The organism is Hymenobacter persicinus, from assembly GCF_004167665.1.
Taxonomy (GTDB): domain Bacteria; phylum Bacteroidota; class Bacteroidia; order Cytophagales; family Hymenobacteraceae; genus Hymenobacter; species Hymenobacter persicinus.
On sequence record NZ_SEWE01000005.1, the window covers coordinates 88,557 to 107,374 of the forward strand.

Genomic DNA, 18,818 nt, shown 5'->3' on the forward strand with positions numbered 1-18,818 from the left:
ACTATGCTATTCCCCCGCCTATTCCCGCTGTTCCTACTTTCGATTCTGCTGCTGCCCGCCGCCCGCGCCCGCGCCGCCGACCCGCTGCGGGCCTGCTGGCAGCAGCAGGCTCAGCCCCTGCAAACTCGCTCCCTCAGCCTGCGCTACCACGAAACCCTGGCCCAGCTCGAACATAGCTTCCAGCCCTGGCAGGCCACCAATTACACCGGCTCCGGCCGCATCTGGAGCCGCGCCGACGCCTTTTCCAAAGCCGACACGCTGCAGCAGGGCGCCAAAATCTACTTCTCCCGCACTCAGCTTACCCCCGCCACCCTGCTGTTTCAGGACTACGGCGACAAAGCCCTGACGCCCGTCACCCGGGAGGCCTTTCTGGAATATCCGGTGCAGGCGGCCCGCTACGCCCCGGCCACGCTGATTCAGTATTTCTACGCCCGTAAAGTCAAGCCCAGCGCGGAAAGCAGCCGGGGAACGGCCGTCTACCAAGCCACCCTGCACCAGACCGTCGTGCGCCTTTACATCAGCCGCGCCGACCACCGCCTGCTGAAGGTCACGGCCCTGAGCGACGACGAGCTGCTGGGCGACGTGCTGACCACTTATTCGTACCAAGACTACGCCACGCTGGGCCGGCTTAGCTATCCGCGCACCATCACCATCGACAAAGTCAATGGCCGGCTCACCGACCAGGTCACCATCACGGCCGCCGAGCTGACGCCCCAGGTTCCCGCCCTGCTCACCGCCCCGGCCGGCTACCAGCTGGCGCCCGCCGCCGACAAGCCCGCCCAGGTAACCGTCACGCACCGCGGCCCGCACCTGCACTTTCTGGAACTCAAGCACACCGACGACCGGGTGCTGGTGGTCGAGTTCGACTCGTTTCTGCTGGTGGCTGAGGCTCCGCTCAACAGCCGCAACGGGGAACTGATTCTTGCCGAAGCCCGCAGGATTGCGCCCGCCAAGCCCATCCGCTACTTCGTGGCCGGGCACTACCACCCGCACTACCTGGGCGGGGTGCGGCCCTTCGTGCAGCGCGGGGCCACCATCCTGACCACCGCCGCCGACGAGCTCTACGTGCAGTATCTGGCCGCCGCCCCCCACACCCTGCGCCCCGACAGCCTCCAGCTGCACCCCCGCCCCCTGCGCACCGAGGAAATTCAGGGCGTCAAAACCATTGCCGAGGGCGGCTTCGAGATGCAGATTCACCACATCGGCGCTCAATCGGCGCACACCAGTGACTACCTGATCTACTACTTCCCCACCGAGAAGCTGCTTTTCGAGGACGACCTGGCCTGGATTCCGCAAAAGGGCGAGGTACGCAAGGCCAGCGCCCGCCAGGCCGGGCTCTACCAGGCCATCCAGGACCGCAAGCTCGCCGTCGACACCCTCGTGCAGTCGTGGCCGGTGCAGGACTACGGGGTCAAGTCCGTTATTCCGTTTCGGGAGCTGGAAGCGTCGGTGCGGGGCAAGTAGGGCAGTTTGCGCCCGGCCCGGATTATGGGTAGGTTTAGCGCTCCACACACTTCCTACCCTGCGCCCCATGCTTACTTCTACCCGTTTTGCCGCGCTGGCCCTGCTGCTGACCGGCCTGGCCTCCTGCTCCCAGCCCACCAAGCCCGCCGCCACCGCTTCCGCCGCCCCGGCTTCGGCTCCGAGCCTGGCCAGCTACTTCCCCGAGCCCGATTCGAGCCAGGTGCAGACCGGCGGGGTGCAAATTATTCCGATTACCACCCCCAAGGGCAAGTTTAACGTCTGGACCAAACGCTTCGGCTCCAACCCGCGCATCAAGCTACTGCTGCTCAACGGCGGCCCGGGCGCCACGCACGAGTACTTCGAATGCCTGGAAAGCTTCCTGCCCCAGGACGGCATCGAGTTTATCTACTACGACCAGCTCGGCTGCGGCAACTCCGACAACCCCAAGGACACCAGCATGTGGAGCCTGCCGCGCTACGTGGAGGAAGTGGAGCAGGTGCGTCAGGCCCTCAAGCTCGACAAAGACAACTTTTACCTGCTCGGCCACAGCTGGGGCGGCATCCTGGCCGCCGAGTACGCCTTCAAGTACCAGCAGCACCTGAAGGGCCTCGTCATTTCGAACATGATGATGAGCATTCCGGAGTACAATCAGTACGCCGACAAGGTGCTGGCGCCCCAGCTCAAGCCCGCCGTGCTGGCCGAAATCCGGCAGATTGAGGCCAAAAAGGACTTTCAGAACCCACGCTACATGCAGCTGCTCGAAGCCAACTTCTACAACGAGCACCTCTGCCGCCTGCCCCAGCTGCCCGAGCCCATGACCCGTTCCCTGGGCAAAACCAACCAGTCGCTCTACGTGACCATGCAGGGCCCGAGCGAGTTTGGCGCCTCCGGCAAATTGCTCAACTGGAACCGGGTGCCCGACCTGCCCAAGCTCGCGGTGCCCGTGCTCAGCATCGGCGGCAACCACGACACGATGGACCCCAAGCACATGCGCATGGTGGCCGAGAAAGTCCAGCACGGCACGGCCCTGATTTGCCCCAATGGCAGCCACATGAGCATGTACGACGACCAGCAAGCCTACATGCGGGGCCTGCGCCAGTGGATGCTAGGCGTGGATAAGGGCGAGCAGCAGGTGAAGCTGTAGAGACGCGATACTTCGCGTTTCGTTGTTGAACGACTGGCACGAATACCAACCATTGTCATCCTTACCCAACCCGACCGCCCAATGACCGTTGAACTGATTCCCGTCATTGAGGTTGGCTACCACAACCAGAGCCTGCCTGCTCCCACCAACTTTCCAACCTGGAAGTATCCCGCCGAATGGGACGAGTACACGGCTCTTTCCCACGCCAAAGCCGGCTTCCCCGCGCCGCTAGTTCCGTTTGTCCCGGGTCTTGGCTTCTACCGGGCCATTGATATCGAACTGGGCAATCTGGCTAAGCTCACCGTCGACCATCTCCAGGGCTATTTCGATGGCACCTGGGCCCTAGAGGATACCTGCGCGTTTTTTGGCGGCTATGTGCTGCGCCTGGACGGGCAGAACGTCCTATTTCCGCAGTGCTGCGGCCAGCTCAACGACATTATTTACTGGAAGCACATAGCCAAATACGGTCGTGCAGCCTACTACCAGGGGCACCCGGCCCCCTCTGTGACCTTCACCCCCGACGAGGTTGTGTTTGACTGCCGGGAAAAAGACGAAGGCTTTCAGCCCGAAACCCTGCCCGAAATCAGAGTTTCCAGACCCGCCTTATTCGAAGCCTATGATAAGGCAGTGCAGGAGCTGAGCGTCTTTGCTCACCGACTCCAACAGGTTCAGCAGAACCAGCAACTAGCCGTTGGGGACATTGCCAACCTGCTGATCTACCAAAATGGCGAGTTTCCTGACGAGCAACCGTAATTCCGGCTCTCCACATCATTCCCGCAGACCTCTTCCCCATGCCCGTTCCCTACCGCACCCTTTTCCTGCTCGACAGCGCCGAGATGAGCCTCGTCGAAATCAAGCGCCTCGACCGGCCCGACGAGCCCGACCGCGGCACGCTCTACAGCTGGCTGCAGTTCGATAAGGCTGCCGGCACCCTGACCAAGCTTGATTTCGTGTCGATGGATTCCCAGCCCGAGGCCGAGCAGCGCGAGTTTCGCCAGGGCCAGCTCCGCTTCGACCTGCGCGAGGCCACGTACCGGCCCGCCGATGACACCTCGCCCCGCACCCTGCTCGTGTGCCCGACAACCGAGCTGCCCGCCGCCCTGGCCGCCGCCATCGACCGGTATTTGCTGACGGCCTAGCTTGGCGGCGCAGTGCCTTCCACCCCGGTTCTGCGTAACTTGCGGCCCCGCCCGCGCCGTTTGCGGGCTTTTCACCCTTTGCCGCCTGCTTTATGCCCAGTTCCGAATCCACCCGCCTCAACAAGTACATCAGCGAAAGCGGCGTCTGCTCCCGCCGCGAGGCCGACAAGTTCATTGCCGAGGGCAACGTATTCGTGAACGGCAAGCGGGCTAAAATCGGCGACCAGGTGAGCCGCAAGGACAAGGTGGTCGTCAACGGGCAGCACATCGAGCCCCGGGCCCCCGAAGACGCCATCTACATTGCCTTCAACAAGCCCCCGGGCATTACCAGCACCACCGAGACGAGCGTCAAGGACAATATCATCCGCTACATCAAGCACAGTGAGCGGATCTTCCCCATCGGCCGCCTCGACAAAGACTCCCAGGGCCTGATCCTGCTGACCTCGGACGGCGACATCGTCAACAAGATTCTGCGCGCCGGCAACAAGCACGAGAAGGAGTACATCGTGATGGTCGACAAGCCCATCCGCGACGAGTTCATCGAGGGCATGAGCAACGGCGTCTCCATCATGGGCATCATGACCCAGAAGTGCGAGGTCAAGAAGGAAACCAACTACATTTTCCGCATCACCCTGATCCAGGGCATGAACCGGCAGATTCGCAAGATGTGCGAGGCCTTCGGCTACGAAGTGGTGCAGCTGGAGCGCATCCGGGTGATGAACATCACCCTCAAGGGCCTCGGCGTGGGCGACTGGCGCGAGCTGACCGAAAAAGAGCTGGCCGGCATCATGGAGATGACCAAGAACTCGTCGGGCACCAAGGAAGCCTCCCTGCCCAAGCGCCGCGCCCCGGTGGTGAAGCAGCTGGGCTGGGACGTGAAGGGCCCCCGCACGGCCGAGCAAGGCGCCTTCGACGAACAGCCCGCCCGGGCCCCGCGCGCGCCCAAAGCCGCCGGTACCGCCAAACCTAGCAAAGCCGCCCCCGGCAAAGCCAAGCCCAAGGCCAAGTCGAAGCCCGAGCCGGATTTCTTCTTCGAGGAAAAGCCCACCAAGAAAGCCGCCGCCAAGGCGGCCCGGCCCAGCGTGGCCGGCAAGAAATTCAAGCCCGCGGCCAAAACCCTGAACCGCGCCCCCAAAGGCAACGCCGGCCGCCGCGGGGGCAGCCGGTAAAAGCTCTTTTCATTTCTGTCATCCTGAGCTTGCGAAGGACCTTATCCCGCCAGAACAATCGTCAAACGGCTCGTTCCCACGGAATAAGGTCCTTTGCGTTGCTCAGGATGACAGAGTAGGATAACGGGTTACCTTGCGTCCATGCCCATCTTCGTCGAAACCGAGCGGTTAATTATGCGCGAACTGCTGCCCTCCGATGAGGCGGGCATGTTCGCCATGGACTCCGACGCCGAGGTGCACCGCTACCTGGGCAACCGGCCCGTGACCCGCATCGGGCAAAGCCGGGAGCTGATTGCCTTCGTGCGCCAACAGTACGTCGACCACGGTATTGGGCGCTGGGCGGTGGTGGAAAAGCAGACCGGAGAGTTCGTGGGCTGGTCGGGGCTGAAGCTGCACCCGGGCCCTACCAACGGCCACACGCACTACTACGACCTGGGCTACCGCTTTCTGCGCCGCTACTGGGGCCGGGGCTACGCCACCGAAACCGCCCGGGCCTCGGTCCGCTACGGCTTCGACACGCTCCGGCTGCCCCGCATCTGCGGCATTGCCGACGTGCGCAACCTGGCCTCGAACCACGTGCTGCAAAAAGCCGGGCTGCGCTTCGTGGAAACCTTTGAGCTGCCCCACGAAGGCTCCCATAACTGGTACCAGCGTGAACGGACGCAGTGGCTGGACAACCGGACCGCCGGTTAATCAGGGTTTTTCAGCACTTCAGGGCCTGATGTCACAAACGCGGGCACTTTGGCCTGGCGCGGAGCCCCAACGGAGGGTAGTATTGGCGGAATCTTTCACCCTAACCGCCTTTCCGTGCTATGAAACAACTGTTCCTTTTCTCCCTGCTGCTCCTGACCGGGGCCTGCGCCAAGGAAACGCCGAATCCGACTGCTCCCAAGGCCCAGACCAGCACCAACGTCAAAGGCGACGACACGCAGTGCCTGGACGTGTACGACCCGGTGTGCAGCAACGGCGTCACCTACCCCAACGCCTGTTACGCCCAGAAGGCCGGCGTCACGTCGTACACCCGTGGGGCCTGCGACGGCAGCGGCGGCGACATTTAACCCCGGCCCTCTCTCCTTTCCACAACCGAAAAAAGGCCCGCGTCAGCAACGACGCGGGCCTTTTTGGTGGAGCGGACAACTCCTGGTCAGCCCTATTTCACGTTGACGAGCAGGCCCAGGTAGGCCAGCCGCCCGATCTGCGGGCCGCCGATGATCTGAATGTTGCGGGCATCGAAGGCATTCGAAACGCCGGCCTGCAGCGTGGTAGCCAACTTGGGCACCGTGTAGCCCAGGTAGGCGTCGGCGGTACGGTAGGTCTGGATCTGGCCGGTGGCGAAGGGCATTTCCTGCTGGTGGCCCTGCACCCAGCGGTAGCTCAGCGAATACGACAGGTTGGTGAGCACCGTACCCGAGGCGCCCAGGTTGTACTTGTGCTTGGGCGTGTTGAAGAACGTGCGGAAGCCGGCAGGCAGGTTGCTGCGGTCCAGCACGTTGAGCGAGTAGTTGCCGCTCAGGTTCAACGCCTTGCTCACGTAATACGTCAGGCCGAACGTGGCGCCCTGGGTGCGCACCTCCTGGCTGTTGTTGTAGGAAGCGTAGATGATGCGCGCCGGCGACTTGCTGCCATCCGTGAAGCCCGAGGCCAGGCCGGCATTCACCTGGGCCGGGGTGGGCCGGGTGCCATCCACATTGCCCACGAAGGCCGTGCCCCCGATAAAGTCGGAGTAGCGGCTGCGGAAGTAGCTCAGGTCGAGGTACAGGTTTTTCACGATGCCGCCCTTGTAGCCCACTTCCACGGTGTTCACGCGCTCCAGCTTGAGCTTGTTGAGCGTCAGCTCGTAGCCCGCCAGCGACGTGCCGGGCACGTAGGCCTGGCCGGCGGCGTTGGTGAAGCTGTAGCCCTGGAAGCCGTTGCCCACGTTGCCCAGCAGGATGAAGGTGCCCACGTCGGAGCGCAGGTACTGGTCGGTCTGGGAAGGGCTGCGGAAGGCCTGGCCGTAGCTCGCGCGGAAGTTGTGCTGCTTAAGCTCCCCGAGCGAGTACACCACCGCGGCCCGGGGCGAAAACGAGGGGTCGAAGTTCTTGAAGTGGTCGAGGCGGCCGGCGAAGGACAGCTTCAGGCGCTCTTCGAGCAGGGTTTGGGTCACCTGAGCGTAAGCGCCGTACTCACGGTTGATGATGCGCTGGTTGTCGGTGTCGTCAAACAGCTTGCCGCCCGAGCCCAGGTGGTATTCGCGGTAGGCCCCGCCCAACGTCAGGTTGGTGCCCACGTCGGAAATGCGGAAGCTGCGCTGAGCGCTGATATCGTTCAGGAAAGAGTTGAAGTTCTGCTGGGCGCCGCGGCCGGGCTGGTCGTCGGTGGAAATCTTCTCGCGCAGGGTGGCAAAGCGCGGGTCCGAGCTTTTGAGCTGGGTGGCATCGGCCGCGGCTTTGGCGGCGGCCTGGGCATCGGCGGGGCTTAGCTTCAGGTCCCGGGCCTGGTTGTAGGCCTGGTTGTAGACGTAGAAATACTGCTGGTAGTACTTCGTGGTGCCGCCCTCGGTGGTGGGCGAGTTCAGCAGCTGGGCGCTGAGCTGGGTCAGCTCGTAGCTGTTGCCGGTGAAGTCCTCGGTGGAATAGGCCCGGATAAAGCCCTTTTCGCTCTTCAGCTCGGCCCGGTACTGGTTCGTGCCCAGGCCCTTGATGCGGAAGCGGCTCAGGTTCTGGTAGGTGGCCGTGCCCACGCCGCGCTTGGCTTCCAGGGTCAGCTTCAAATCGTCCTTAATCAGGTACGACACCGCGCCCTGCAGGCGGTACGAGCGGGTTTTCTGGTCGGGGCCAATCAGCTCCCGCTCCGTGAAGCCGGGCATGTACACCGTCTTGCCGTAGAGCTCCGGGTTCACCTTGTAGCCAATGGCCGGCTGGTCCTGGTAGGGCGTGTACACGTTGCTGATTTCGCCGTAGCGGTTCACCGCGTCGTAGCCCAGCGAGGAGCCGGTCGGGTTCACGCTCGAGCCGTTGGCGTTATAGTTGTCGGCAATCCAGTCCTGGGCCTGGAAGGCGCTGGCGGTGAGCTTGACGGCGAACTTCTCCCCGAACTTCTTGGCGTAGCGCAGCTGGCCGTCGAGCAGGTTCCGCTCCCCGCCGCGCAGGCGCACGCTCAGCCCGTCGTACACGAAGGGGTCCTTGGAGTTGAACAGCACCACCCCGCTCAGGGCATTGGAGCCGTACAGGGCCGAGGCCGGGCCGTGGATAATTTCGATGCTTTCCATGTCGAGCTCCGGAATGCCGACCAGGTTGCCGGGGCTCAGGTTGAGCGAGGGCAGGGCCGTGTCCATGTAGTCGACGAGCTGAATCACGCGCTCCGACTTGGCCGTGTTGAAGCCCCGGGTGCTGACGGAGGTAAACAGCATGGAAGCCGAGTTCACGTCGATGCCGGGCAGGCTGCCCAGGCCGGCCAGGATTTCGGGCGTGCTGATGCGCTTGATCTGCTCGGCCGACACCTTGTCGATGGTCACCGGGGCGCGCAGGATGCTTTCCTCCACCCGGGAGGCCGACACGACGGTTTCGGTCAGCAGGTTGGCGCTGCGCACCAACGACACGCTGAGCAGGTTGTCGGCCTTGGTGAGCTGCACGGTCTGGGACTCGTAGCCCACGTAGGCCACTACCAGCTCCACGGGGCCATTGCCGAAGGAGGCGTTCAGGCTGAACTTACCGAACTGGTTGGTGCTGGTCCCGATAAAGGTGCCCTTGATGAAGACGGTGGCGCCGGGCAGCGGCTCCCCGGCGTCGGTGAGTACGACGCCGCCTACGGAAGCCTCGGCGGGGTCGGTGCTGGGCGTCGACGCCGTTTTACGCTTGGTGGGGGCCGCCTGGGGCTTGCCGCCCCCGGTCGGGGCAGCGGCCAGGGGCGGCGCCTGCAGGAGGGCCGCCACCAGCAAAGCCGAATAAACTTGTTGCATGTGGTGTGAAATAGGTAGGTCAGAAAGATCAAAACTACCTGGTCGGCCCGGCTGCTGACGGGCCTTCTGCGCCAATGGCGGGTTTGACGCTGCCAACGGCGCCCCAGCCTCGCTCAACGGCGGGCCCGGCCGGGTGATTTTGCCCTTCACTTCCAGCCCTCCAGCCCGGAGCGGGCACTTTACCGACGAGTTTAGGCGCCGCGTAAGCGGGCTGCCGCGTATCTTGCGGCCCCGCGGGCAGCGGTTGCGCCGAAATGCGCTGCCCCTGCCCGCGTCCCACTGCCCCATCCCACGACCAATTCTTCCCATATGCTGCTCCGTACCGACTGGACTCTCGACGAAGTAAACGCCATCTACCACCTGCCCGTGCTGGAGCTGGTGACCCGCGCGGCCGCCATTCACGCCCAAACCCAGGCCACGGGTGAAGTACAGGTCTGCACCCTGCTCAGCGTCAAGACCGGCGGCTGCCCCGAGGACTGCGCCTACTGCCCCCAGGCCGCCCGCTACCACACTGGCGTGCAGGCCCACAAGCTGCTGCCCGACGCCGAAGTGCTGGCCTCGGCCCAGCGCGCCAAGGACGCCGGCTCCACCCGCTTCTGCATGGGCGCCGCCTGGCGCGAAATCCGCGACAACCGGGACTTCGACCGGGTACTGGGCATGGTCGAGCAGGTCAACGGCCTGGGCCTGGAAGTGTGCTGCACCCTGGGCATGCTCAACGAGTACCAGGCCGAGCGCCTCAAGCAGGCCGGCCTCTACGCCTACAACCACAACCTCGACACCAGCCGGGAGCACTATGACGACATCATCACCACCCGCACCTACGACGACCGGCTCAACACCCTGGAGCACGTGCGCAAGGCCGGCATTTCGGTGTGCTCGGGCGGTATCATCGGCCTGGGCGAAACCGACGAGGACCGCGTGGCCATGCTCCACACCCTGGCCACGCTGCCCGCCCACCCCGAATCGGTGCCGGTGAATGCGCTGGTGCCGGTGCAGGGCACGCCCCTGGCCGACCAGCCCCGCGTCAGCGTCTGGGAGATGCTGCGCATGATTGGCACGGCCCGCATTCTGATGCCTCACACGATGGTGCGCCTCTCGGCCGGCCGCCAGGAAATGCCCGTGACGGAGCAGGCTCTGTGCTTCCTGGCCGGTGCCAACTCCATCTTCTCGGGCGAGAAGCTGCTGACCACGCCCAACCCCGACTTCGACGCCGACCAGCAGATGTTTGCCCTGCTGGGCCTGACGCCCCGCAAGTCGTTCAAGGACGTGCCCGAGGGTGCCACGGTGCTGGGCAAAACGGCCGTCGTTGAAGCCTAAGTTCTAGCCTTGCCTGCCAGCGCCCCTTTTTGCAAAAAGAGGGGCGCTGATTTTTTAGCCTGGTTTCCCGCCGCATGTTTTCCTCTCCCCTGCACCAGCGCCTGCACGCCGAGCTCCTCCGGCGCGACGCCCACGGCACCCGCCGCCGCCTGCCCCCGCCGGCGGCCGGCCTGGTCGACTTCAGCTCCAACGACTACCTGGGTTTGAGCCGGCACCCGGCCATACAGGACGCGGTGCAGCAGGCGGCCGCGGAACCCGCTGGCAGCACCGGCAGCCGGCTGCTGACCGGCAACTCTGCCGCCGCCGAGGCGCTGGAAACCACACTGGCCCGGTTTCACGGGGCCGAGGCCGCGCTGCTGTTCAACTCCGGCTACACGGCCAACCTGGGTTTTTTCAGCGCCGTACCCCGCCGCGGCGACACGATTTTCTACGATGAAGCCAGCCACGCCTCGGTCAAGGAAGGTATCCGGGCCAGCTTTGCCACGGCCTACAGCTTCCGGCATAATGACTTAACTGACCTGGAGCGTAAGCTACAACGAGCAATGGGCGCGGTGTTCGTGGCCGTGGAGTCGCTGTATTCGATGGATGGTGACTTGGCCCCGCTGCCGGAGTTGGCCGCCTTCTGCCGGGCGCGCGGGCTGCACCTGGTCGTCGACGAGGCCCACTCCAACGGCATTTACGGCCCCGGCGGCGAAGGACTGGTGACGGCGCTGGGCCTCGAAGCCGACGTGTTTGCCCGCATCCTGACCTTTGGCAAGGCCTTGGGCAACCAGGGGGCGGCTGTGGCCGGGCCGGCCGTGCTGCGCGACTACCTGCTCAACTTCAGCCGGCCGTTTATCTACACCACGGCCCTGCCCCCGCTGACTGTTGCCGCCCTCTCGGCTGCCTACGAGCTGCTGCCTACGCTGGACGCCGAGCGGGCCCGGCTGTCGGCCCTTTCCGACTACCTCAAGGCCACGCTCAACGCCGTACCCGGCCTGCGCGTGCCCACAGCCAGCCACGTCATTCACCCGGTCTTCTTCACGGAAAATCCGGGGCCGGCACAAGTTCGGCGGGTGGCTGCCGCTGCCCAGGCCGCCGGCTTCGACGTGCGCGCCATTGTGGCCCCCACCGTGCCCGCCGGCACCGAGCGGCTCCGGCTGATTGTGCATTCATACAATACGGAGGCGGAAATTGATGGGCTAGCGCGGGTGCTGGGCAGGTTTTAGCGAAGCCTACTACTATCTAACCGATGAAGATGCGAAAAATAAGAGGCATGAAGCGCAGGCATAAATCCATTGAAAAATGGATAGTCGATAACATGCCTTTTAGATATGATTTACTCGAAACATATAAGGAGGACCATTGTGACATTGTCGTTCATCCTTGGTGTGACTTATCTATGACAGGCAGCATAATTCCACCAGCAAAAGGAAAAACTAAGCTTTTGATGATTCAAGGCTTAACCAGAATATACTTTGCGTGGAAAGAACAATTAGAAGTCTCACAACAAGATTATTATTTAAAAATATGGTTGTTCAATGCTAGGTTTGATCTATCCCGCGTTGTGTGCGCTGTAGGAGAGAGCAAGGATTTCTATGAAAAACAGCTGGAGGGGGTGAAGGATGAATATCTGCCAACGAACACATTCTCAAACGCGCATTCGTTAATGTCAAATTTCTCCTGGCAGCGCAAAGATGACAATGACTGCTACAGCAACAATGATTTGGCAAGCCCGGAAGACTATTCCAGCATCGATGACTATCTGAAACAAGAAAATTGGTTTAACAAACTATTGAAAAAACCCCATACTACTACCCTACTCGGAGACGCAAAAGGCAATTTCACGGAAGCACACTGTTTTCACCGTGGCGACATTTGGATTGGAGGCACAGAACAGGGCATCAAATCACAAGGCATTAAGTAAACGCTGACATTAACAGCTTTTGGAACGACTCTTCATCACCGGCATCGGCACCGACGTGGGTAAAACCCTGGTAGCCGCCATTCTTACCGAGGCCCTGCAGGCTGATTACTGGAAGCCCGTGCAGGCCGGCCTGACGCCCGCCACCGACGCGGGCACCGTGCGCAGTCTGGTACAGAACCCGGTCAGCCGCTTCTGGCCCGAGCGGTACCGGCTGCAGCTGCCGGCCTCGCCCCACGCCGCTGCCGCCGCCGAAAGCCTCACCCTGCGGCCCGAGGATTTTGAGCTGCCCGAAACCACGAACCACTTGGTCGTGGAAGGCGCGGGCGGCTTGCTGGTGCCCCTGGCGCCGGGCTTTCTGGTGGCCGACCTGATGCAGCAGCTGGCCCTGGACGTGGTAGTAGTGTCGCGCAACTACCTGGGCAGCATCAACCACACCCTGCTCACGCTCGAAGCCCTGCACGCCCGGGGGCTGCGGGTGCGCGGACTGGTCTTCAACGGGGAGCCCACGCCTGCCACCGAAAGCTTCATCCGGGAGCACACCGGCGTGCCCATTATGCCCCGGCTGCGCCCCGAAACTGACGTTTCGCCGGCCGTCGTGAGCCGGTACGCGGCAGAATTCCGGGCCTGGCTGGAAAATTCGGCGTCCTGATGCGCCGGGTTACTTCCCTTGCGTTCAGGGGGCTGGGCGGCCCGCACGGCCAAAACCCGCGAACCGGGGGCCGGTGGCCGTAACCCCGGGTGGCGTCGGCGGTTGTAGCTTTGCCTTTCCCCAGCGTTGCTTTGCCGTGAACCCAGCCCTTTCCCTTGCCGCCCGCGACCACGCCGTCTTGTGGCACCCCTACACCCAGATGCAAACCGCGCCCTTGCCCATTCCCATCGTGCGGGGTGAGGGCAGCTGGCTCGTGGCCGAAGACGGCACCCGCTACCTCGACGGCATTTCCTCTTGGTGGGTGAACCTGCACGGCCACGCCCACCCCCACATTGCCCAGCGCGTGAGCGAGCAGCTGAGCACTCTGGAGCACGTGCTGTTTGCCGGCTTCACCCACCCCAGCGCCGTGGAGCTGGCCGAACAGCTGCTCGAGATTCTGCCCGCCAACCAAGCCCGGGTGTTTTACTCCGACAATGGCTCGACGGCGGTGGAAGTGGCCCTCAAGATGGTGCTGCAATACTTCCACAACCTGGGGCAGCCCCAGCGCCGCACCTTTCTCTGCTTCCAGAACTCCTACCACGGCGACACCTTCGGGGCCATGGCCGTCAGTAGCCGCGGGGTTTTCACCGAGCCGTTCTGGCCCCTGCTCTTCGACGTGGAGTTTGTGGAAGTGCCGGTGCCGGGCCGGGAAGCCGAAGCCCTGCGCCAGCTCGACGCCCTGCTGCTCCGCCCCGACGTGGCCGGGTTTATCTTCGAGCCCCTGGTGCTGGGCACGGCCGGTATGGTCATGTACGAGCCCACGGTGCTAAGCGAAATGCTGGACCGCTGCCACCGGGCCGGCGTGCTCTGCATTGCCGACGAAGTCATGACCGGATTCGGGCGCACCGGGCCGCTGTTTGCCAGTGAGTTGCTGAGTGAGCAGCCCGACATCATGTGCTTTTCCAAGGGCCTGACCGGGGGTACCCTGGCCATGGGCCTGACCACCTGCGCGGCGCCCATCTACGAAGCTTTCCTGAGCTACGACAAGATGCGGGCCCTGTTTCACGGCCACTCCTACACCGCTAACCCCGTAGCCTGCGCCGCCGCCCTGGCCAGCTTAGAGCTGACCCGGGCCGAGGAATGCACCCGCCAGCGCCAGCGCCTTGAAGCCAGCCACGCCGCTTTCCGCCGCGAAATCGAGGAGCAGCCGGGGATTCGGGCCGTGCGGCACCGGGGCACCATCCTGGCCGTGGAGTACGACCCCGGCGAGGGCACCAGCTACTTCAGCCGCCTGCGCGACGCCTTCTACCAGCTCGCCCTCGACAGCCACGTGGTGCTGCGCCCCCTGGGCAACGTGGTGTACCTGCTGCCGCCCTACTGCACCACCACCGCCGAGCTGGAGCTGCTCTACGCCGTGCTGCGCCGCATGCGGGAGCTGGTGCTCGACTTTACCCCCGCGCCCAATCTGCCCGAAATTCTGCATGACTAACCCCTTGCCTTCCGACGAGCTGATTCTGCTCCGCGGCCGGGGCCGGGTGTCGGCGTTGGGAATGGCGGCCGCGGCATACGCCGCGGGCCAGCCCGGTTTCGCGGCCCGGCCGCTGGGCGCCACCACGCTGGCTGCCGCCGCTGTGCCGTCCGAGGTGGAGACAGTGCTGGCCGCCCTGCGCAAAAGCCAGCCCGCCTACCGCCAGCTCGACCGTACCGTGCTGCTGGCCATCCTGGCCGCCCGGCAGGCCGCTGTAGAAGCCGGCTGGCACCTTGAGCAGGATGAGGTCTTGCTGGACCAAAAACTAAAAACCAATTCCCCAAAACCAGCCACTCTTGCCGTCAGCATCGGCTCTTCCCGGGGCGCGACGGGTCGGACGGAGCACTACCACCACGAGTTTCTGACCACCGGCGACGTGGCCGCCGCGGCTTCCCCGCTGACTACCCTGGGCAACGTGGCCAGCTGGGTGGCCTACGATGCGGGCAGCGTGGGCGGGGCGGCGCTGAGTCATTCGAGCACCTGCAGCAGCGCGTTTCAGGCCCTGGGCAACGCCCTGGCCTGGCTCCGGGCGGGTATGGCTGAGCGGTTTCTGGCCGGCGGCACCGAGGCCCCGCTCACCGACTTCACCCTGGCCCAGATGCACGCGCTGGGCATCTACTCGCCCTTCGCTGCCCCCGATTTTCCCTGCCGCCCCGGTGCCGGGCGCCCGTCCACGTTCGTGCTGGGCGAGGGTGCAGCGGTGTTTGCCCTGGAGAAAGTCGGCCGGGCGGCGCTGACGGCCCCGGCGCAGCGTGCGCCCCTCTTTGTGCTTGAAAGCGTGGGATTCGGCTTCGAGGCCATTGGCAGCAAAACCGGCCTTTCGCCCGACGGCCGGCACTTCCAGACCGCCATGCGCCAGGCCCTCCACCAAGCCGGCTGCGCCCCGGCCGCCGTGGACGCGGTGGTGCTACACAGCCCCGGCACGCCCGCCGGCGACGCGGCCGAGCGGCAAGCCGTCAGGGCCGTATTTGGGGCTGAGCTGCCCGATTTAGTATCCAATAAATGGCTGCTGGGTCACACCCTGGGCGCTTCCGCTGCCCTCAGCCTCGACTTCGCCTGCCAGCTTCTCGCCACCCAAACCTGGCCTGCCCCGCCCTTCGCCACTGACCTCACGCCCGCACCAACCCGCCCGATTCGGCGGGTGCTGGTAAATGCGGTGGGCTTCGGCGGCAACGCGGCCAGCGCGCTGGTATCGGTGGTGTAGCCCGTCGGTAGCGCCAGTACCACACAAATCGAAAATCAGATCCAGTGCTACTTTCATCGGGCCTCGTTGAAAGTAGCACTGGATTTCGATTGGCAGAATTTGCTACCGCCAGTGCCGGTTTCCGTACTTGGGGCTGCCCGGCCTCACTTCGCCGGCACGTTGCTGCCTAGATACCACCTTTGTCCTTCTGCTCACTTACTGCTTATGTCCTTGAAATTCCCCGCTGCCGCCTCCTTCCTTGCCCTTGCCACGCTGGCCGCGCCGGCCGCCCTGCACGCCCAGTCGGCGGCGCCGGCCACCACGCCCGACGCCACCATCCGGCAGATGGTGGAGGCCGTGTCGGCTAAAAACCTGGAGGCCGACGTGCGCCGGCTGGTCAGCTTCGGTACCCGCCACACGCTGAGCGACACCAAGGACAAAAAGCGCGGCATCGGCGCGGCCCGGCGCTGGGTGGAAGACGAGTTCAGAAAGTACAGCAAGGCCAGCGGCGGCCGGCTGGTCGTCACCCAGGACACGTTTACCATCAAGCCCGACGGCCGGCGCATCAACCGGCCCGTGGTGATGGCCAACGTAATGGCCACCTTGCCCGGCACCGACCCCAACGACACCCGAGTCTTCATCGTCAGCGGCCACATCGACTCTAGGGTGAGTGACGTGATGAATGCCACGGCCGACGCGCCCGGCGCCAACGACGACGGCTCGGGCACGGCCGCCGTGATGGAGCTGGCCCGGGTGATGAGCCAGCAGAAATTTCCCTGCACCCTCATTTTCGTGGCCGTGCAGGGCGAAGAGCAGGGCCTCTACGGCTCGACCCACCTGGCCCAGCGCGCTAAAAAGGAAAACTGGAACCTGACGGCCATGCTCAACAACGACATCGTGGGCAACTCCACCGGCCACGACCCCGAAATCAAGGACGACAAGCACCTGCGCGTATTCAGTGAGGGCGTGCCGGCCGCCGAAACGCCCGATGAGGCCAAAACCCGCCGGGTGCTTAGCTCCGAAAACGACTCGCCCTCCCGGCAGCTGGCCCGCTACGCCCAGACGGCCGCCAAGCAGTACGTGGACGGCCTGGAAGTGGTGCTGGAGTACCGCCCCGACCGGTTTCTGCGCGGCGGCGACCATACGCCCTTCAACCAGCAGGGCTTCACGGCGGTGCGCTTCACAGAGATGAACGAGGACTTCACCCACCAGCACCAGGATCTGCGCACCGAAAACGGCCGCGCCTACGGCGACACCCCCGAGGGCGTCGACTACCAGTACCTGCGCAAAAACACCGGCGTGAACCTGGCGACCCTGGCTGGCCTGGCCCTGGCGCCCGCCGCGCCCCAGAACGTGGGCGTGCTCACCAGTGGCCTCACCAACCGCACCGAGCTGAAGTGGGAAGCCCCGAAAGCCGGCGAAAAGCCCGCGGGCTACTACGTGCTGATGCGCGAAACCAGCGCCCCGCAGTGGCAGCAGAAGTTCTACGTGACCGACACCAAGGCCGACCTACCCCACAGCAAGGACAACTACCTGTTCGGAGTGGTCAGCGTGGATGCGGAAGGCCACGAGAGCCTGCCGGTGCTGCCCAAGCCGGTGCGGTAGGCAGCAGATTTACAACTTGAGGGTTATAGCGTGAAGATTAAACAGGTTTTAAAGACTGTTACCGTACTTCTGCTATGGCTGATTGCGCCCTCCGTTTCTGCGCAATATCAAAAAAGCGCCCTGGAGATTCAGATCGAGCAACTGGTAGCCGACCTGCGCCGTCAACGGATTGACACCGTCTGTACCTACCAAGAGTACTGCGTAGGCTGCCGGGGTAGCCGGGTTGCTGATGACTCGCCCTGCACTACCAAGGGAATCCTGATTCCAACCTATCTATTCTGGCAGAAAGCGGGCCGCACGTACCGGCAGTATCTGGACAACTGTGAAACGCGCGTACCGGAGGAAATAGCAGCGGAGTTTTGGGCTTATACCAGCCGTTTTAAGCACCAGCTACAAGTCGAAGAAATCAAGGACTTTCATATCATGGATAATGGAAAGCCAGAGCAAGTGTCTCGGAACCACGGGGGCAGCTTCTCATTTGACATTATCCTCGGGCAGGATACCATCAAGCAATACTTCGACGACTTCGCGCTTACCAAATTCACTCGGTTTGCGCGCAAAAAGAGCTTCAACATTTATTACCGATCAAACCACCGTACCCACACTTACAAACTGCAACGAATGCTGTCCCATGCGGCGGCGCAGAAGCCGGTAGCAGTTCCACCAAAAGGATAGCCGTAGGCGGCCACTTTGCCACCTTGGCAATTCGGCATTACCGAAATGAAAAATGCGTGGTAGCCAAGCGGGTATTAAACTGATTGGCGACAAAAAAAACAGTTGGTTTACGCCGCGCAAGCGCCGGTCCGCTATTATCGAAGCGGCAGCTTTCCGGAGTTGGCACGGCGGGTGCGGCTTAGCGGGCACAACCAACTTCTTGCTTTGCCATGCTTCTTACCACTGCCGCCATCATCGTCGTTTTCCTGCTCCTGGGTTTGCGCGTAGCCCAGGAATACGAGCGGGCCATTGTGTTTCGGCTGGGCCGCTACGTGGGCCAGCGCGGACCCGGGCTGTACTGGATTATCCCATTCATCGAGCGCCGCGTGACGGTGGACATGCGCACCAAGACCGTGGAGCTGGAGCAGCAGGAAACCATTACCAAGGACTCGGTGACCATCAAGGTGAATGCCGTGCTCCGGTTTAAGGTGCTCGACCCGGCCAAGGCCATCATCAAGGTTGCCAACTTCAACCAGGCCGTGTACCAGCTCTCCGTCACGGCCCTGCGCAACGTCATCGGCCAGCACCAGCTCGACGAGGTGCTCAAGTCGCGCCAGGAAATCAACGCTACCTTGCAGCAGCTCGTCGACGCGGCCACCGAGCCCTGGGGCGTGCAGATTGAGATGGTCGAAATCAAGGACGTGGAAATCCCCGAGTCCATGCAGCGGGCCATGGCCCGGGAGGCCGAGGCCATCCGCGAGAAGCGGGCCCGCATCATCAAGGCCGAGGCCGAATTGGAAGCCAGCATCAAGCTCACCCAGGGCGCCAAGCAGATGGAGCAGAGCCCGATTTCGCTGGAGCTGCGCCGGATGCAGATGCTGTCCGAAATCGGCATCGACAACAATACCACGACCATTGTGATGGTGCCCTCGGAGTTTACCAACGCCGCCCGCAGCCTCTCCCAGCTGGTGGGGCCGGGGGAGAAAAATAGCGGCCCGTTGCAATAATCTGCGCCCGCCTGCCGTACTTGCACCCGCAAACCCTGCTGCGGCCGCTGCTGGCGCCGCCTAGTTTTTCGGTATGAACCGCATTTCTTTCCCTTCGTCCGCGCAGTTTTCGGTGGCCTCGGCTGGCCGAACCG

17 protein-coding genes are annotated in these 18,818 nt (G+C 63.6%); 16 read left to right on the plus strand and 1 reads right to left on the minus strand.

Going from position 1 to position 18,818, the window contains the following annotated elements; genetic code table 11:
• Window positions 1-3: 3 nt before the first annotated feature.
• The 7 genes from EWM57_RS03965 (at window position 4) to EWM57_RS03995 (ending at window position 5,974) form a co-directional block, all read left to right on the plus strand.
• On the plus strand, window positions 4-1,464 hold the full coding sequence (locus EWM57_RS03965; RefSeq protein ID WP_129919836.1) for an MBL fold metallo-hydrolase: 1,461 nt from the start codon (window positions 4-6) through the stop codon (window positions 1,462-1,464).
• A 67-nt stretch (window positions 1,465-1,531) separates the two neighbouring features.
• Window positions 1,532-2,608: a proline iminopeptidase-family hydrolase gene (locus EWM57_RS03970; protein ID WP_129919837.1), complete on the plus strand. Its 1,077-nt coding sequence runs from the start codon at window positions 1,532-1,534 to the stop codon at window positions 2,606-2,608.
• 81 nt (window positions 2,609-2,689) lie between these two features.
• Window positions 2,690-3,361 (plus strand): hypothetical protein, encoded by a 672-nt coding sequence (locus tag EWM57_RS03975; protein ID WP_129919838.1) that lies wholly within the window; start codon window positions 2,690-2,692, stop codon window positions 3,359-3,361.
• A gap of 38 nt (window positions 3,362-3,399) precedes the next feature.
• Window positions 3,400-3,747, plus strand: a complete 348-nt coding sequence (locus tag EWM57_RS03980; RefSeq protein ID WP_129919839.1) for a hypothetical protein — start codon at window positions 3,400-3,402, stop codon at window positions 3,745-3,747.
• 92 nt (window positions 3,748-3,839) lie between these two features.
• The gene (gene rluF, locus EWM57_RS03985) at window positions 3,840-4,916 is read left to right on the plus strand and encodes a 23S rRNA pseudouridine(2604) synthase RluF (RefSeq protein WP_129919840.1); all 1,077 of its coding nucleotides are present in this window, start codon (window positions 3,840-3,842) and stop codon (window positions 4,914-4,916) included.
• 141 nt (window positions 4,917-5,057) lie between these two features.
• Window positions 5,058-5,609, plus strand: a complete 552-nt coding sequence (locus EWM57_RS03990) for a GNAT family N-acetyltransferase (protein WP_129919841.1) — start codon at window positions 5,058-5,060, stop codon at window positions 5,607-5,609.
• A gap of 119 nt (window positions 5,610-5,728) precedes the next feature.
• The gene (locus tag EWM57_RS03995) at window positions 5,729-5,974 is read left to right on the plus strand and encodes a Kazal-type serine protease inhibitor family protein (RefSeq protein ID WP_129919842.1); all 246 of its coding nucleotides are present in this window, start codon (window positions 5,729-5,731) and stop codon (window positions 5,972-5,974) included.
• Between the two features lie 92 nt (window positions 5,975-6,066).
• Here EWM57_RS03995 and EWM57_RS04000 read toward each other — a convergent pair whose 3' ends face one another.
• On the minus strand, window positions 6,067-8,856 hold the full coding sequence (locus EWM57_RS04000; protein ID WP_165370407.1) for a TonB-dependent receptor: 2,790 nt from the start codon (window positions 8,854-8,856) through the stop codon (window positions 6,067-6,069).
• Window positions 8,857-9,165: 309 nt separating this feature from the next.
• On the opposite strand from EWM57_RS04000, the gene bioB reads away from it, so the two are divergent.
• From bioB to EWM57_RS04045, 9 genes are all read left to right on the plus strand, one after another.
• The gene (bioB, locus tag EWM57_RS04005) at window positions 9,166-10,173 is read left to right on the plus strand and encodes a biotin synthase BioB (protein ID WP_129919844.1); all 1,008 of its coding nucleotides are present in this window, start codon (window positions 9,166-9,168) and stop codon (window positions 10,171-10,173) included.
• A 74-nt stretch (window positions 10,174-10,247) separates the two neighbouring features.
• Complete coding sequence (locus tag EWM57_RS04010; RefSeq protein WP_129919845.1) at window positions 10,248-11,381, plus strand: aminotransferase class I/II-fold pyridoxal phosphate-dependent enzyme; 1,134 nt, start codon at window positions 10,248-10,250, stop codon at window positions 11,379-11,381.
• Between the two features lie 23 nt (window positions 11,382-11,404).
• A complete protein-coding gene (locus tag EWM57_RS04015; protein WP_129919846.1) occupies window positions 11,405-12,079 on the plus strand; it encodes a hypothetical protein in 675 nt (224 codons plus the stop codon).
• 19 nt (window positions 12,080-12,098) lie between these two features.
• The gene (gene bioD / locus EWM57_RS04020) at window positions 12,099-12,728 is read left to right on the plus strand and encodes a dethiobiotin synthase (RefSeq protein ID WP_129919847.1); all 630 of its coding nucleotides are present in this window, start codon (window positions 12,099-12,101) and stop codon (window positions 12,726-12,728) included.
• A 136-nt stretch (window positions 12,729-12,864) separates the two neighbouring features.
• Entirely contained in the window at window positions 12,865-14,196 is a 1,332-nt protein-coding gene (gene bioA / locus EWM57_RS04025) for an adenosylmethionine--8-amino-7-oxononanoate transaminase (protein WP_129919848.1), read from the plus strand.
• The gene (locus tag EWM57_RS04030) at window positions 14,189-15,439 is read left to right on the plus strand and encodes a beta-ketoacyl synthase N-terminal-like domain-containing protein (RefSeq protein WP_129919849.1); all 1,251 of its coding nucleotides are present in this window, start codon (window positions 14,189-14,191) and stop codon (window positions 15,437-15,439) included. The genes bioA and EWM57_RS04030 overlap by 8 nt, the downstream gene beginning before the upstream one ends.
• 204 nt (window positions 15,440-15,643) lie before the next feature.
• The gene (locus EWM57_RS04035) at window positions 15,644-17,023 is read left to right on the plus strand and encodes a M20/M25/M40 family metallo-hydrolase (RefSeq protein WP_129919850.1); all 1,380 of its coding nucleotides are present in this window, start codon (window positions 15,644-15,646) and stop codon (window positions 17,021-17,023) included.
• A gap of 30 nt (window positions 17,024-17,053) precedes the next feature.
• Window positions 17,054-17,698, plus strand: a complete 645-nt coding sequence (locus EWM57_RS04040) for a hypothetical protein (protein ID WP_129919851.1) — start codon at window positions 17,054-17,056, stop codon at window positions 17,696-17,698.
• A 209-nt stretch (window positions 17,699-17,907) separates the two neighbouring features.
• Window positions 17,908-18,684: a slipin family protein gene (locus tag EWM57_RS04045; RefSeq protein WP_129919852.1), complete on the plus strand. Its 777-nt coding sequence runs from the start codon at window positions 17,908-17,910 to the stop codon at window positions 18,682-18,684.
• Window positions 18,685-18,818 lie beyond the last annotated feature (134 nt).

Excerpts from the sequence above, each read along its gene's own strand:
- EWM57_RS04015 (WP_129919846.1), top strand. The coding sequence starts at position 11,405 with ATGAAGATGCGAAAAATAAGAGGCATGAAGCGCAGGCATAAATCCATT.
- EWM57_RS04030 (WP_129919849.1), top strand. The coding sequence starts at position 14,189 with ATGACTAACCCCTTGCCTTCCGACGAGCTGATTCTGCTCCGCGGCCGG.
- EWM57_RS03995 (WP_129919842.1), top strand. The coding sequence starts at position 5,729 with ATGAAACAACTGTTCCTTTTCTCCCTGCTGCTCCTGACCGGGGCCTGC.
- EWM57_RS03990 (WP_129919841.1), top strand. The coding sequence starts at position 5,058 with ATGCCCATCTTCGTCGAAACCGAGCGGTTAATTATGCGCGAACTGCTG.
- EWM57_RS03965 (WP_129919836.1), top strand. The coding sequence starts at position 4 with ATGCTATTCCCCCGCCTATTCCCGCTGTTCCTACTTTCGATTCTGCTG.
- EWM57_RS04035 (WP_129919850.1), top strand. The coding sequence starts at position 15,644 with ATGTCCTTGAAATTCCCCGCTGCCGCCTCCTTCCTTGCCCTTGCCACG.
- EWM57_RS03970 (WP_129919837.1), top strand. The coding sequence starts at position 1,532 with ATGCTTACTTCTACCCGTTTTGCCGCGCTGGCCCTGCTGCTGACCGGC.
- EWM57_RS03980 (WP_129919839.1), top strand. The coding sequence starts at position 3,400 with ATGCCCGTTCCCTACCGCACCCTTTTCCTGCTCGACAGCGCCGAGATG.
- EWM57_RS03975 (WP_129919838.1), top strand. The coding sequence starts at position 2,690 with ATGACCGTTGAACTGATTCCCGTCATTGAGGTTGGCTACCACAACCAG.
- EWM57_RS04045 (WP_129919852.1), top strand. The coding sequence starts at position 17,908 with ATGCTTCTTACCACTGCCGCCATCATCGTCGTTTTCCTGCTCCTGGGT.
- rluF (WP_129919840.1), top strand. The coding sequence starts at position 3,840 with ATGCCCAGTTCCGAATCCACCCGCCTCAACAAGTACATCAGCGAAAGC.
- EWM57_RS04000 (WP_165370407.1), bottom strand. The coding sequence starts at position 8,856 with ATGCAACAAGTTTATTCGGCTTTGCTGGTGGCGGCCCTCCTGCAGGCG.
- bioB (WP_129919844.1), top strand. The coding sequence starts at position 9,166 with ATGCTGCTCCGTACCGACTGGACTCTCGACGAAGTAAACGCCATCTAC.
- EWM57_RS04010 (WP_129919845.1), top strand. The coding sequence starts at position 10,248 with ATGTTTTCCTCTCCCCTGCACCAGCGCCTGCACGCCGAGCTCCTCCGG.